Annotated in this window: 14 protein-coding genes, 2 tRNA genes and 1 pseudogene; 10 read left to right on the top strand and 7 right to left on the bottom strand. The window is 39.7% G+C overall.

Going from position 1 to position 13176, the window contains the following annotated elements; translation table 11 throughout:
- Positions 1-136: 136 nt before the first annotated feature.
- Positions 137-2230 carry a TonB-dependent receptor plug domain-containing protein gene (locus SD31_RS04030; protein ID WP_052258633.1) on the top strand — a complete coding sequence of 698 codons (2094 nt, stop codon included), beginning with the start codon at positions 137-139 and terminating at the stop codon, positions 2228-2230.
- Positions 2231-2232: 2 nt separating this feature from the next.
- Entirely contained in the window at positions 2233-3015 is a 783-nt protein-coding gene (locus tag SD31_RS04035) for a DUF4249 family protein (protein WP_039053195.1), read from the top strand.
- Between the two features lie 5 nt (positions 3016-3020).
- Here SD31_RS04035 and SD31_RS04040 read toward each other — a convergent pair whose 3' ends face one another.
- On the bottom strand, positions 3021-3629 hold the full coding sequence (locus SD31_RS04040) for a polysaccharide deacetylase family protein (protein WP_039053196.1): 609 nt from the start codon (positions 3627-3629) through the stop codon (positions 3021-3023).
- Between the two features lie 144 nt (positions 3630-3773).
- On the opposite strand from SD31_RS04040, the gene SD31_RS04045 reads away from it, so the two are divergent.
- Together SD31_RS04045 and SD31_RS04050 are read left to right on the top strand one after the other, a co-directional pair.
- On the top strand, positions 3774-4613 hold the full coding sequence (locus SD31_RS04045) for a ComEA family DNA-binding protein (protein ID WP_082021806.1): 840 nt from the start codon (positions 3774-3776) through the stop codon (positions 4611-4613).
- Positions 4614-4616: 3 nt separating this feature from the next.
- A complete protein-coding gene (locus SD31_RS04050) occupies positions 4617-5147 on the top strand; it encodes an adenine phosphoribosyltransferase (protein WP_039053198.1) in 531 nt (176 codons plus the stop codon).
- Between the two features lie 136 nt (positions 5148-5283).
- Here the strand turns inward: SD31_RS04050 and SD31_RS04055 are convergent.
- Positions 5284-5357 (bottom strand) — tRNA-Arg (locus SD31_RS04055).
- A gap of 267 nt (positions 5358-5624) precedes the next feature.
- Between SD31_RS04055 and SD31_RS20610 the strand changes: the two are divergent.
- The 3 genes and pseudogenes from SD31_RS20610 to SD31_RS04065 all read left to right on the top strand — a co-directional run.
- Positions 5625-5864, top strand: a pseudogene (locus tag SD31_RS20610) (YceI family protein); the annotation flags it as partial.
- Between the two features lie 89 nt (positions 5865-5953).
- The gene (locus SD31_RS20615; protein WP_316929753.1) at positions 5954-6088 is read left to right on the top strand and encodes a YceI family protein; all 135 of its coding nucleotides are present in this window, start codon (positions 5954-5956) and stop codon (positions 6086-6088) included.
- 91 nt (positions 6089-6179) lie between these two features.
- Positions 6180-6264, top strand: a tRNA-Ser gene (locus SD31_RS04065).
- 215 nt (positions 6265-6479) lie between these two features.
- Here the strand turns inward: SD31_RS04065 and SD31_RS04070 are convergent.
- The 5 genes from SD31_RS04070 to SD31_RS04090 form a co-directional block, all read right to left on the bottom strand.
- Complete coding sequence (locus SD31_RS04070) at positions 6480-7190, bottom strand: hypothetical protein (protein ID WP_156138190.1); 711 nt, start codon at positions 7188-7190, stop codon at positions 6480-6482.
- A gap of 133 nt (positions 7191-7323) precedes the next feature.
- Positions 7324-7659 carry a DUF2853 family protein gene (locus tag SD31_RS04075; protein WP_039053200.1) on the bottom strand — a complete coding sequence of 112 codons (336 nt, stop codon included), beginning with the start codon at positions 7657-7659 and terminating at the stop codon, positions 7324-7326.
- A 147-nt stretch (positions 7660-7806) separates the two neighbouring features.
- Positions 7807-8958 carry a Na+/H+ antiporter NhaA gene (gene nhaA / locus SD31_RS04080; RefSeq protein ID WP_039053201.1) on the bottom strand — a complete coding sequence of 384 codons (1152 nt, stop codon included), beginning with the start codon at positions 8956-8958 and terminating at the stop codon, positions 7807-7809.
- 39 nt (positions 8959-8997) lie between these two features.
- Positions 8998-10320 carry an ABC transporter permease gene (locus tag SD31_RS04085; protein ID WP_039053202.1) on the bottom strand — a complete coding sequence of 441 codons (1323 nt, stop codon included), beginning with the start codon at positions 10318-10320 and terminating at the stop codon, positions 8998-9000.
- Positions 10307-11164, bottom strand: coding sequence for an ATP-binding cassette domain-containing protein (locus SD31_RS04090; RefSeq protein WP_316929754.1), 858 nt, complete (start codon positions 11162-11164; stop codon positions 10307-10309). Before SD31_RS04090 ends, SD31_RS04085 begins: the two co-directional genes overlap by 14 nt.
- Before the next feature lie 163 nt (positions 11165-11327).
- Here SD31_RS04090 and yihA point away from each other — a divergent pair, with 163 nt between their 5' ends.
- The 3 genes from yihA to SD31_RS04105 all read left to right on the top strand — a co-directional run.
- A complete protein-coding gene (yihA, locus tag SD31_RS04095) occupies positions 11328-11945 on the top strand; it encodes a ribosome biogenesis GTP-binding protein YihA/YsxC (protein ID WP_039053203.1) in 618 nt (205 codons plus the stop codon).
- 3 nt (positions 11946-11948) lie between these two features.
- Positions 11949-12758 (top strand): UbiA-like polyprenyltransferase, encoded by an 810-nt coding sequence (locus SD31_RS04100; RefSeq protein ID WP_156138191.1) that lies wholly within the window; start codon positions 11949-11951, stop codon positions 12756-12758.
- 131 nt (positions 12759-12889) lie between these two features.
- Positions 12890-13176 (top strand): toprim domain-containing protein (locus tag SD31_RS04105; protein WP_039053204.1); only part of this gene is annotated, 287 nt, incomplete at its 3' end.

Below are 13176 nucleotides of genomic sequence, written 5' to 3' on the forward strand. Positions count from 1 at the left end.
TCTTCTTCCGGAGAGGTGCTGATAGGTGCCACCTTACAAGTAAAGTCCAATTATAGGGCTGGTTACGGACAACACTTACGGTTTTTTTTTCGTTTGGAATTTAGAACAGGCCAATGATAGCCTCTTCATATCCTATGTGGGTTATCAGCCTCTAGCTGTAGAGGTCAATGCCGACCAGCAAAAAAGATATTCCTTCGAGCTGACCCCTCTGGGGAATACTATTGAAGAGGTAGTGGTATCCGGAAAGAAGCAGAATAAGAATGTGATTAGTCCACAGATGGGGGCTTTTAACTTTACCATTGAAGAGATAAAAAATGTACCTGTCATCTTTGGTGAAAGGGATATCTTGAAAACCATACAGACCCTTCCTGGCGTAGGTAAGGGAGGAGAAGGTTCGTCGAGCTTTTACGTACGTGGTGGTGGAGGAGACCAAAATCTTATCTTGCTGGATGAAGCTACGGTATATAATGCATCCCATCTCTTAGGTTTTTTTTCAACCTTCAATTCGGATGCCATCAAAGATGTAGAGCTTTTTAAAGGAGGTATTCCGGCGCAATATGGGGGGCGTATTTCATCGGTGATGGACATACACATGATAGATGGAAATAATAAGAAGTTTTCCGGCGAAGGAGGATTAGGCCTTATTGCCTCACGCCTGAAGCTGGAAGGACCTTTGCAACGGGAGAAAAGTTCTTTCATGCTCAGTGGCCGACGTACCTATGCCGATATGTTTCTGAAGGCTTCCAAAGATGAAACGGTGAAGAAGAGTAAACTTTACTTCTACGACCTAAATGCCAAGCTGAACTACCGCCTTAACGATAAAAATACGATCTATGCTTCCGGTTACTTCGGGAAGGATGATTTAGGCTATGGGGACCTTTTCAGCTTCGACTGGGGAAATGCTACTGCCACCTTACGCTGGAATCATATCTTCAGTGAAAAGCTGTTCAGCAACACCACCTTTATCTATAGTGATTTCACTTACAATGTGGATGTAAATAACGATGAAAGTGAGTTTGTCATAAATTCCAAAATAGAAAACCTGAACCTCAAGCAGGACTTTTCCTATTATGCAAACAGCCGGAATACATTGAAATTCGGATTCAATGCATTGAAGCAGAAGATATCACCTGCAAGTTTACGGGCTACGCAAACTTCAGCCGTGAATTCTTTGATTATACAGAAAAGACACGGCATAGAACTTGCTGCCTATATCACGCATGAGTGGAACCCCATCTATTGGTTGTCCATGCTTTACGGATTGCGTGCCACGGATTTTATGGTAATGGGGCCTGGAACCTTCTACTCCTTTGATGAAGAGGGAGAGGCTATCTCCTCGAGGAGTTATTCGTCGGAAGTCATAAAACATTATCTGCGTTTGGAGCCGCGTCTATCAACTTCTTTTATTCTTAATGATAGACAAAGTATCAAAGCTTCTTTCAATAGGATAGTGCAGAATCTTCATCAGCTTACCAACACTACGGCTTCGTTACCAACAGACCAATATGTGTTGAGCAGTCTAAATATTAAACCTCAGTATGCGGATCAGGTGGCGGTAGGCTATTTCCAGAATTTCGCCAACAACAAGTACGAATTTTCGGTAGAAGGATACTATAAGTATATGGGTAATCAGATCGATTTCCGAAATGGTGCCGATCTGCAGGCCAACGAGTTTCTGGAAGGAGAGCTTCTCTTTGGCCAGGGCGAAGCCTATGGCTTGGAATTGTTTCTCCGAAAGACCAAAGGACGTCTTAATGGATGGGTAAGCTATACCTTAGGGAAAAGCCAACGTCAGTTTGATCAGATCAATGAAGGAAGATGGTTTAACGCACGACAGGATCGTTCGCATGATGTCTCCGTAGTGGGGTTGTTTAAGCTCACTGAAAAGTGGAATCTGGGAGCTAACTTCGTCTATTATACAGGTAATGCGATAACGTTTCCTAGCGGTAAATATACGGTCGACGAGAAGACAATGTATTATTATACAGAGCGGAATGGCTATAGAATGCCAGACTATCATAGACTGGATCTATCTGCCACTTATGAGCCACAGATAAAAGATAAAAGATTCAAGTCCAGTTGGTCCTTCGGCTTGTATAATGTATATAACCGTAAGAATGCTTATATCATTGACTTTAGGGAGAATGAAAACAACCCTAATATTACGGAAGCATATAAGATAGCATTATTTGGCATCATTCCTTCGGTGACTTGGAACTTTAAGTTTTAGACATGAGACAAGTAATTTTTTTATTCATAAGTATATTGTTTTTGGGATTGACTTCATGTGAAGAGTTGATTCATTTGGATCTGAATGCTGCTGATCCCCGTTATGTCATTGAGGGCGATCTGACGGACCTATCCAATGAGCAGATTATTAAGGTGTCACAGACCGTAGCTTTCGATGAGGCACGTCGTTATAATCCCGTGGAGAATGCATCTGTAGTGGTTACGGATGATAGAGGACGCATATATACTTTTCAGCATATTGGCGATGGTCGATATAGAGCAACATTCAGACCACGAGAGAAAGGAACTTATAACCTGTTAGTAACAATCGAAGGGGAAGAGTTTCGTGCTTCATCCTATGTGAATCCGTATATCGATGTAGATTCCTTAGGCGTAGTGGAAGATGTTATTTTCTCAGATACATTATACTCTGTAACTTTAAAGTTTTACGATCCTCAGAATGAGCCCAACTATTATAAATACAACATTTCGGTGAATGGAGAAGAGTTTAAGTTTTCCCGTGTATATAGCGATAAGTTTAATGACGGACTATATGTGACACATCAGCTTTCCGATGAGGATATTCGTTGGGGAGATTCTGTGGTGGTGCGTAGACAGATTGTAGATAAGCCTGTGTTTACATACTGGAATGAGGTGCAATCCACCAATCCCGGCAGTGCAGCACCAGCAAACCCTACTTCTAACATTTCTAATGGAGCGCTAGGCTATTTCAGTGTCAGTCTGGCAAAGAGGTATGGCTTCCGGGTAGAGTTTGAGCGCGAGTAACTCGTTTATAGGGTGCCGAAGTTATACCCCTTCTTCAAGAAGATTTCTATAGCTTTTGGCAAAGCATATTGTATACGCGGAACCGCTTTGAGGTTGTCGTGAAAGACAATAATAGATCCGTTTCGCGTATATGTCAATACATTGTGTAGACATTTCTCAGGAGATAGAGTGAGGTCGAAATCTCCAGATAGCACATCCCAATATATAAATTCGAAATCCTTACGCAAAACCTTGAGTTGAGACTTCTTGGCTCGAGCATAGGGAGGTCTAAATAGCTTGGATTTTGTCAATGCATGACACTTGTACACGTTCTCTATATACTCTGAATCTGTATGATCCCAGCCACGAAGGTGATTATAAGTATGGTTGCCTATCTGATGCCCCTCTTCTTTGATACGTTGGAAGATTTCCGGATGCTTCACGATATTCTCTCCCACACAGAAGAATGTTCCCTTAACTCCGTACTGTTTTAAAGTGTCCAGCACCCATGGTGTCAGCTCCGGAATGGGGCCATCGTCAAATGTGAGATATATTTTCTTCTCTTTTCGACTTTTGTTCCATATGACGAAGGGATAATACCAGCGCAGGAAGAAGGGTGCATTGACAAAATACATTTTAATTTTACGTTATTATTTTTGCAAATTTAAGTAATAAAGCGTTTTTAAGATAACCAATTCTTTTCGGTACTTTTTTGTAATTGCGTCATTTTTTCGAGTTTTTTTCATTTTACGACGACCGAACGTAAAGGTTTTATCGTATTGTGTCTGGGGATAGCGTTGATCCAGGTTAGCCTTTTTGTACATAAGCATTTTCGTCCTCAGGAAGAAGTGTCGCATCATCTTTATGAGCTTCAAGCTGAAAGAGCATCATATACGAAGGAAGAGGTTTTTGATGATCATTCAGCTCCTGTCTTTTCGGGGGAAAAGCGTGTGGTCAGCTATTTCCCTTTCGACCCGAATACGGCAAGTTTAGAAGAATGGAGGAAATTGGGGCTTTCTGACCGTAAGATTCAAGTAATACTCAATTATAGGAATAAGGGAGGAAAGTTTTATGAGAAGGAAGACTTGAAGAAAATTTACAGCCTATCGGAGAATGATTACCGAAGGTTGGAGCCTTATATACGTATACGGCATGAGGAGGCAAGTGAGAGAAGGACGACGGGGTATAATCCTTCTGCTCCTGCTGCGAAGAAGAGGGAGGCGCTACTGGTAGAAATCAACAGTGCCGATACGAGCCAACTGAAGAGATTGAAAGGAATAGGTACGGTGCTGTCAGCCCGTATTGTCAAGTTTCGTGAGGCTCTGGGAGGCTTTTTTTCGGTTAGCCAACTGAAGGAGGTGTATGGAATGCCGCAAGAAACCGTAGATGCTAATGCTCCTTTTTTAACGGTAGATACCATCCTGTTGCGACGTATTCCTGTCAATGAGGCAGACGAAATGCGTTTGAGTAAACATCCCTATATCAGCAGAAAACAGGCTCAGACCATCGTCAACTACAGAAAGCAACACGGTCCTTTCCGTTCCATAGAAGATTTATATGAAATAAAATCTTTTGATCCAGATTTTTTGCGTAAAATTGAACCATATTTACAATTTTAAGCAATGGTTGAGCAGAACTTAAGAAATGCTATTCGTGATATTCCCGACTTTCCTAAACCGGGAATTATTTTCAAGGACATAACACCTATTCTCAAAGACCCTCAGCTGTGTGAAGATATTGTCGACGCCTTTGTGGACAGAATCAAGCACCTGAAGCTGGATGTTATCGCCGGCATTGAGAGTCGTGGTTTTCTGTTCGGATTAATGGTTGCCAATAAGCTTAAGATTCCTTTTGTGCCTATCCGCAAGCAGGGAAAATTGCCGGCAAAGACTGTAGCAGAGTCTTACAAACTGGAATATGGACAGGCTACTATAGAGGTGCATGAGGATGCCTTTCCGCAAGGCAGCAATGTGCTTATCCACGACGATCTGTTGGCAACTGGAGGTACAGTAGTGGCGGCAGCCAAACTTATTGAAAAGTTGGGCGGTCATGTGGCCGGATTTTCGTTTTTGATAAGTCTTGACTTTTTGAAAGGGGAGGGACGTCTCCATCGTTTTAGTGAGAATATTTACTCTTTAGTAAGATATAATTAAGGCATAAAGCTGAAGGTAGAGAAAGCTGCTTCAAAGGTGGGGCAGCTTTTTTATTGAAAATTTGGTTCGAAAATTGAGTGTTAGAAATATTACTATAAAAAAAGACCTCTCCTTAAGGAGAGGCTTTCAAAAGAAGTACGCCAAAAGGGATTCGAACCCCTGACCGACGGTTTAGAAAACCGTTGCTCTATCCAGCTGAGCTATTGGCGCTTCGTTTTGGTAACACAAAAGTAGTATTTTGATTAGAATTTGCAAAATTTCCAGACCAAAATTTGTTGAATTTTGAATAACTCTTTGCTACACAATACAATATTTTTTTTGAAAATCTTTAATCTATATTAAGATACAAAAACAGCGTTACTCCTAACTTTATAATAAATCGTAAAACAGGGTCTAAAACTTAAAAAAATAACAATTATGGCAACATGGCAATTGGATAATGCGCACAGTGAAATAGAATTTAAAGTGCGCCACATGATGATTTCTACCGTTAAAGGACAGTTCAGTGCTTTCGAAATCAATGTTACCGAGGATGAGAAAGACTTTGAAAAGTCTTCGGTAGAAGTTAAGATAGATGTTAGTTCTATAAGCACCAACAACGATCAGCGTGACCAGCATCTAAAGAGTTCCGACTTCTTTGATGTGGCTACCTATCCTTATATCACGTTCAAATCTACGTCTATCAGTAAAGATGATGAGGATAGCTATAAGATAACTGGCGATCTGACGATAAGGGATGTCACTAAGTCAGTTACTTTTGATATCGAGTATGGGGGCACTGCCAAGGATCCTTGGGTAATGATAAGGTGGGCTATACAGTACAAGGTAAAATTAATAGGACAGATTTCGGCCTTACTTGGAATGCGGCTTTGGAAACCGGAGGAGTAATGGTATCGGAAGAAGTGAAATTTACTGCTGACTTGCAATTTGTAAAGTCTTAATTTCCAAAATACTGGCCTAATCATGGCAAGAAACTGCTTTTTATCTTAAAATAAATTTTGGAAATCGAGAGGGAATTTCTACTTTTGTGGCGGAGAGTTGGCAGAGTGGTCGAATGCGGCGGTCTTGAAAACCGTTGACTGTAACAGGTCCGGGGGTTCGAATCCCTCACTCTCCGCAAGGGAAGCTTCATCATCATGATGAAGCTTTTTCTGTTTTAAGTCAATTTCCATCATCAAAAGACATTTACTAATCATCGTTATCATCGCTTTCAAAGCGAAGAGGTAGGACAAGCGTTTTAGGAGCTAACCATAATAAAAAAGTCTTCCAAGGACTGGAAGACTTTGTCAGAGAAATTAAATAGATATATTGATTAAAACGGGTGTAACTTTTTTATAAGCGGTACTGCTCAAAGATGAGGATTTCATAAGTATTACTTTCTTCTTTATTTATCAAGAATATACTGTACTGTCTTCGTGCATTTAGTTTAAGTTCTTTTTCAGCCACAACTTCATCTTGTTGGTTTTTTACGATTATTTTCTGTGCTGTGGCTGATGCCTTCACGAAGTCGAATTTGTCATGGTTGCTGGTCGGAATGCCGTCGAATGTTCTGTCATCAATAAGTTGAGTATTGTCTACAAATACATCTGCGGTAATATTGCTTTTGGCCAAGTTGAAGAAGCGTAAAGCCACTTGACTGTCCTCTAGGTTTTCTACAAGTTGGTCGTCAATAAGTAGTTGTCCTACCGTAGCGTTAGGTTTGCTGAAAACGACAGATGTATATAGTAAACTGTCTTTAATCGTATATACACTATCCAGCAGCACATTTCCGTTCAGGGATAGAGTTTGTATCCTTCTGTTTCCAGGATATAAATAAACGAAGTTGATTCCTTTGTATTGAAGAGGGCTGTTCATAGCCTGTATGTAGTTGTTGTCCGCTTTGTGGATGATGCCGTCTGCTTGATCATAAAGGTTGATCATGGTAAAACCGGCTTGCGGAACATTGGAATAATCTAAATCGTCTTTAAGACAGCTTTGTTGTAGCGTAGTGGTTACAGCAATGCATGCTGCAAATAATACTTTTAATATCCTCGATTTCATCATAATCTGTTATTCTTTCTTTTGTAGATATAACGCAAGAGGGAAAGCAAAAGCTACAGCAGCAACTCATAAAATACAAAAAGGCATTTTAGAACTCCTAAAATACCTTTTCATTAATGATATTTGTTGCTTTTATTTATATACAGACTCTTTTTTTGAATTTTTTCACTAGCAAAGCATAGACGATAGCCCTATACTTATTTCTGTTGGATTTGCCTACGGCTTCGATGACCTCTTCTAAGGCTGCGTCAAGCTTTCCATCGTCTTTGAGTCCTAGCTTTTTAATCAGGAAATTGGTTTTTATACGCTCCAATTCTGATTTGTCTGATGCAGCGATGGTTTCAGCATCTGCATTATAGATTGACGGTCCTAAACCTTTTGTCACTGCAGCAATCAATGATTCATCTAAATCCAGATTTAATTTTTTTGCTTCTGCTACGTAGGCAGCGATTTTTTCATCTAATTTGCTCATCTTAATATTGTATTTAGGTTTATGAATAGTTTTATGTTTTTGACCTTATATTAAAATTAACAAATTATTGTCAATGAGCCTATAGCAGAAGCTATATCTTTTATTTTATGGTAGTGAAAATTCTACACTAAATGGATTTTTTGCTTATCATTTTAGGTATAGATATCCCAATACACCTGCTAATAGGGAGGCTACCAAAATGGCTAACTTGGCTTCTTCAATGTGAAGAGCATCCGAAAAAGAAAGCATGGACACGAAAATGGACATTGTGAAGCCTATACCTCCCAGTAGTCCTACCCCGAACATATGAGACCATTTGGCTCCTTCAGGCAAGGAAGAAACCCCTGATTTCACGCAGATCCAACAAGTGGATAATATCCCTAGGGATTTTCCTAATATTAATCCCAAGATTATACCCATTCCCATACGTGAGGTAAGCCCTCCAAACATATCGGCACTTAACACTATAGCGGTATTCACAAATGCAAACAGCGGGATGATGATGAAGTTTACAGGTTTGGCTATAAGATGTTCTAATCTTTCCAGAGGAGACTCTACATCGTCTTCTGTCGTTGGAAGGGTCATTGCCGTCAATACACCTGCTATCGTGGCGTGAACGCCAGAGTGATGTATGAAATACCACATGAAGACTCCTGGAATCACATATGCTAAGATATTTTTTACCCCAAACTTATTGAAACCTATCTGGATGAGGAATAAAATTCCGGCATAAAGCAGATAAGTTAGATGTAAGTCGGATGAGTAAAATATGGCAATTACCAATATGGCTAATAAGTCATCCACGATGGCTAAGGCTGCCAAGAAAACTTTTAGACTTGCAGGCACACGTTTGTCAAGCATGGAAATTACCGCAAGAGCAAAGGCTATATCCGTAGCCATAGGAATACCCCATCCGTGATGGGTGTCTTCAGAGAAATTTAATATGCCATAGATAGCTGCCGGAAGCAAGGCACCACCTATTGCCGCAAAAATGGGAAGAGCGGCTTTCTTGGGTGAGGCCAATTCGCCTTCTACCAGCTCTCTTTTAATTTCTAAACCTACTAATAGAAAGAAAATAGCCATAAGGCCATCGTCAATCCATTGTTTGATAGAATATTTAAGATGGATAGATTCATTTTCAAAACCTACTTGTGTCGAGAGTAAAGTCAGCAAACTGTCGCCGAGAGGAGAGTTGGCCACGATCAAGGCTAAAACAACACAGACCATCAATAATATTCCTCCTCCTGTACTGGATTCGAAAAACTCTTTAAAAGAACGTAGATTAATAAGTTTTGACATAGTAGTATAAAAATTTGTTTAGGTGGACAAAAATAGGGTTTAGCTTTTATATTTAAACCATTTTATCAACTCTTTATAGGAAGCTTTCTTGCCGTGCATTAAAATTCCTACTCTGTAAATACGGGCTGCCACCCAGGTTGTAAAGATAAAACCAACGACCAATAAGGAAGCGGACAGGATAATTTGCCATAATGGTACCCCAAAAGGAATGCGTACCAACATCGCTATGGGAGATGTAAAAGGGATGAAGCTTAACCACATGGCTATTGCGCCGTTCGGATCGTTGATGAGCACCCCAAATGATAAGGCATAGGTGAGCAGGAGCGGCATAGTTATAGGCATAGTAAACTGAGAAGCTTCGGTTTCGCTATCTACGGCCGACCCTACGGCAGCAAAGAGCGCACTGTAAATTAAGTATCCTCCGAGGAAGAAGATAAAGAAACAAACGATAATTTCTGTAAAATTAACAGTCTGAAACATCGCCATGATTTCTGCCATATCGCCGGAGGCTTCAACGGAAGAGACAGTTAGGGTATCTACAGGCATTTTGTTGCCGAAGACTTCTTGGGTAAGTTCCTGCTTTGATATCAAAAAGGTCGATGCTACGCCTGCCAAGGATAGCGATACTACAATCCATAAGGCAAATTGGGTAAGCCCTACCAGCCCTATGCCTATGATTTTGCCCATCATCAGCTGAAAAGGTTTTACCGAAGAGATGATAACTTCGACGATGCGGTTGCTTTTTTCTTCTATGATGCCTCTCATCACCTGAGCACCATATAGGAACAAGGTAATATAAACTAAGATAGATAGGGCCATAGCTATTACCATAGCAACTTCTGTATTGGAGTCTTCAGCTTTACCGTCAGCACGGATTTCTTTAGCATTCATGATGACCTTGCTCTTTATACTGTTCCGGATGTCAGGTGAGATGCCGAGCTGTTCGTATTTTTTGTCTGTTATGATTTTGTTAAGCGTATCTTTGATTTCTGATTGTACATTTATGTTAGGTTTATCCTGCGACAGATATTCTACTTTCATGCTTTCATAGAAGTCCCCAGGAATATATAGTATGCTGGTATGTTTTTTCTCTCCTAGCTTTGCAATCTGTTGTTGTAAATCTTGAGATTCTTTGAGATAAGTGACATTCTTTGAGGAGTTTAACTTGTGGATGACCTCTTGGGTATCATCGACGATATAAACAAAAGCATGGCTATCTTCAAAACTTTTCTTGGTCAAAAAGATTACCCCAATGTACATCCCTATAAAAAAGAGTGGTACAATAAAAGTGGTAAGCAGAAAAGATTTTTTTCTAACTCGTGTGATGTATTCTCTTTGTATGATAAGTTTAATTTTGTTCATAGATAGAAGTTTGTGTTACTTTTTCTATAAAAATATCATGAATAGTAGGTATTATTTCCTGCACTTGATGTATCTGCACATGAGGGATAAGTGACAATAATACATCATTGATGGTGTGAGGGATTTTGAGTTTTATTTTTATACGTGTAATATCATGATTTTCTGTTGTTTCTATCAGTTCAAAGCTTTCGTTTGACTGAATACTGACATTGCTTTTCAGGAATTCTATGGTGTATGTCTGGTTTTTGTATTGGCTTTTGATTTCGTAGAGTGCGCCGTCCAGTATCTTACGTGATTTATTAATTAAGGCAATGTTGTCGCACAGCTCTTCTACAGTTTCCATGCGATGAGTAGAATAGATGATGGTGGCTCCTTTATGATTGAGCTCTAGGATTTCATCCTGAATGATTTGTGCGTTGACCGGGTCGAAGCCTGAGAAAGGCTCATCCAAAATAATCAACCGCGGCTCATGGATTACGGTAGCGACAAACTGTACTTTTTGTTGCATGCCTTTGCTTAGGTCTTCAATAGTTTTGTTCCACCAGTCGGCGATATTCAATTTGTCGAACCAGTAATTTAACTTTTTCTTTGCATCAATTCTGTTAAGACCTTTTAGCTGAGCTAGATAAATCATTTGTTCACCCACTTTCATTTTCTTGTATAGACCTCTTTCTTCCGGAAGATATCCTATTTGTTCAATGTGTTTGGGAGACAGGATTTCGTTATCAAAGTATACGACACCTTCATCGGGAGCGGTAATCTGATTTATTATTCGAATCAGAGAAGTCTTACCAGCACCATTAGGACCTAGAAGACCAAATATTTTACCTTTCGGAACATCAATGCTTACGTGTCTAACGCCCGATAATTAGCATAGTCTTTTACTATATTCTGTAATGAGAGCATCATTATGAATGTATCTTATGGAAATAAAATCTTAATAGAAAAAAATAAGTTCGAAAAGATACGACTTTTATATTATATAAAATTAATTCTACCTTTGTTTTATGGTAGTAAAAACCGCAGAATTCGTTTGTAGCAATACCCAGGTGAATAAGTTGCCTGCTCCAAATTTACCTGAATATGCATTTATTGGACGTTCAAATGTAGGGAAATCCTCTTTGATAAACGCCCTTACAGGAAGGAAGGAGCTGGCGAAGACTTCCCAAAAGCCGGGCAAGACACAGCTAATCAATCATTTTATAATTAATAAGGAGTGGTATCTCGTGGATTTGCCGGGCTATGGTTATGCGCAGACTTCCAAGAAAAACAGGGCGGACTGGGAAAAGTTTATCCGCAAATATCTTACTACGAGGGAGAATCTGCAATGTGTATTTGTGCTTATCGATTCGCGTTTGGAGCCACAGAAGATTGATTTGGATTTTTGTTGTTGGCTCGGAGAAAACGGTCTTCCGTTTATGTTGATTTTTACGAAAGCAGACAAGCTGTCGCGTGTGAAATGTGACCAAAATATGGCTAAATTCCGTAGAGCCTTGTTAAAATGGTTTGAAGAAGTGCCACCACGTTTTCTGACATCTTCGGAGGAGAAAACAGGGTTGGAACCTATTCTTGACACTATTGCAGATATTAATGCGGCATTTGTACCGCCAACAAAGAGTATTTAAGTTATGAGGAAATATATGTCATTGGTGCTTTTTGCACACAGTGTTTTTGCGTTGCCTTTTGCCTTTATAGGATTTTTTTTAGCAGTAAGCACCACAGACGTTGAGTTCCGTTGGTCTTTATTGGTATTGATGTTGGTATGTATGGTTACGGCGCGAAATGCAGCTATGGCCTTCAACCGTTACTTAGACAGAGATATTGATGCGCTGAATCCTCGTACAGCAGTAAGGGATATTCCCGCAGGGCGTGTTACGCCACAGCAGGCTTTACGCTTTACGATAGTAAATTGTCTTATTTTTGTGGTGGCAACCTATTTTATAAATCCCTTATGTATGGCATTATCGCCTGTAGCCTTATTTGTGGTGTTATTTTATTCCTATATGAAGAGAATCTCGCCATTATGCCATCTGGTGTTAGGGCTTGGATTGGGCTTAGCGCCGGTAGGTGCTTACATGGTTGTTACAGGACAGTTTCATATTGTGCCTATATTATATGGTCTTGCAGTATTAACTTGGGTAAGTGGTTTCGATATCATTTATGCGTTGCAGGATGAAGAGTTTGACAGGGCGCATGGATTAAATTCCATACCTGCAAATTTTGGAGGAGCTAAAGCTTTGCGTATTTCCGAGATATTGCACGTATTATCCTTTATCCTTATTGTATTGCCTATTTTCTACATAGAAGTAGGTCTTTTATATTATTTAGGAGTATTGTTTTACGGCGGTTTGTTGGTCTATCAACACCGCATTGTAAGTTTAAAGGATTTATCGCGGGTGGACAAGACTTTCATGACTACCAATGGTGTAGCTCGGTAGTGTTTGCTATATTCTACTTATTGGATTTAGCAAGCGGACATTGGTTTTTTTAGTTTTATATTGAATAAAATCAAAAATTATTGTCATTCCATTTTGAATTACTTTTATTTGCAAAAATCTTAACACATTAAATGATTAAAAACTTATTAATTGTAGAGTCGCCGGCGAAGGCTAAGACGATAGAGGGATATTTAGGAAGTGACTTTCTTGTGAAGTCTAGTTATGGGCATATTCGTGATTTGGTAAAAACCGATGACGCAATTGATACCGAAAATAAATTTAAACAAAAATATGAGGTTCCGGCAGATAAGAAGGCTGTAGTCAGTGAGTTAAAGAAGTTGGCAAAAGAAGCTGAGACTGTGACTTGTACAGCATCCGATGAAGACCGTGAGGAGAGCTATTCGTTGCATCTTTTCGA

The sequence above is a fragment of the Sphingobacterium sp. T2 genome, assembly GCF_000814685.1.
Taxonomy (GTDB): Bacteria; Bacteroidota; Bacteroidia; order Sphingobacteriales; family Sphingobacteriaceae; genus Sphingobacterium; species Sphingobacterium thermophilum.

Coding starts and splice junctions, on each gene's coding strand:
- SD31_RS04075 (WP_039053200.1), bottom strand. CDS start 7,659: ATGAGCAAATTAGATGAAAAAATCGCTGCCTACGTAGCAGAAGCAAAA.
- SD31_RS04085 (WP_039053202.1), bottom strand. CDS start 10,320: ATGAACAAAATTAAACTTATCATACAAAGAGAATACATCACACGAGTT.
- SD31_RS04100 (WP_156138191.1), top strand. CDS start 11,949: ATGAGGAAATATATGTCATTGGTGCTTTTTGCACACAGTGTTTTTGCG.
- nhaA (WP_039053201.1), bottom strand. CDS start 8,958: ATGTCAAAACTTATTAATCTACGTTCTTTTAAAGAGTTTTTCGAATCC.
- SD31_RS04040 (WP_039053196.1), bottom strand. CDS start 3,629: ATGTATTTTGTCAATGCACCCTTCTTCCTGCGCTGGTATTATCCCTTC.
- SD31_RS04035 (WP_039053195.1), top strand. CDS start 2,233: ATGAGACAAGTAATTTTTTTATTCATAAGTATATTGTTTTTGGGATTG.
- yihA (WP_039053203.1), top strand. CDS start 11,328: ATGGTAGTAAAAACCGCAGAATTCGTTTGTAGCAATACCCAGGTGAAT.
- SD31_RS04050 (WP_039053198.1), top strand. CDS start 4,617: ATGGTTGAGCAGAACTTAAGAAATGCTATTCGTGATATTCCCGACTTT.
- SD31_RS04070 (WP_156138190.1), bottom strand. CDS start 7,190: ATGATGAAATCGAGGATATTAAAAGTATTATTTGCAGCATGCATTGCT.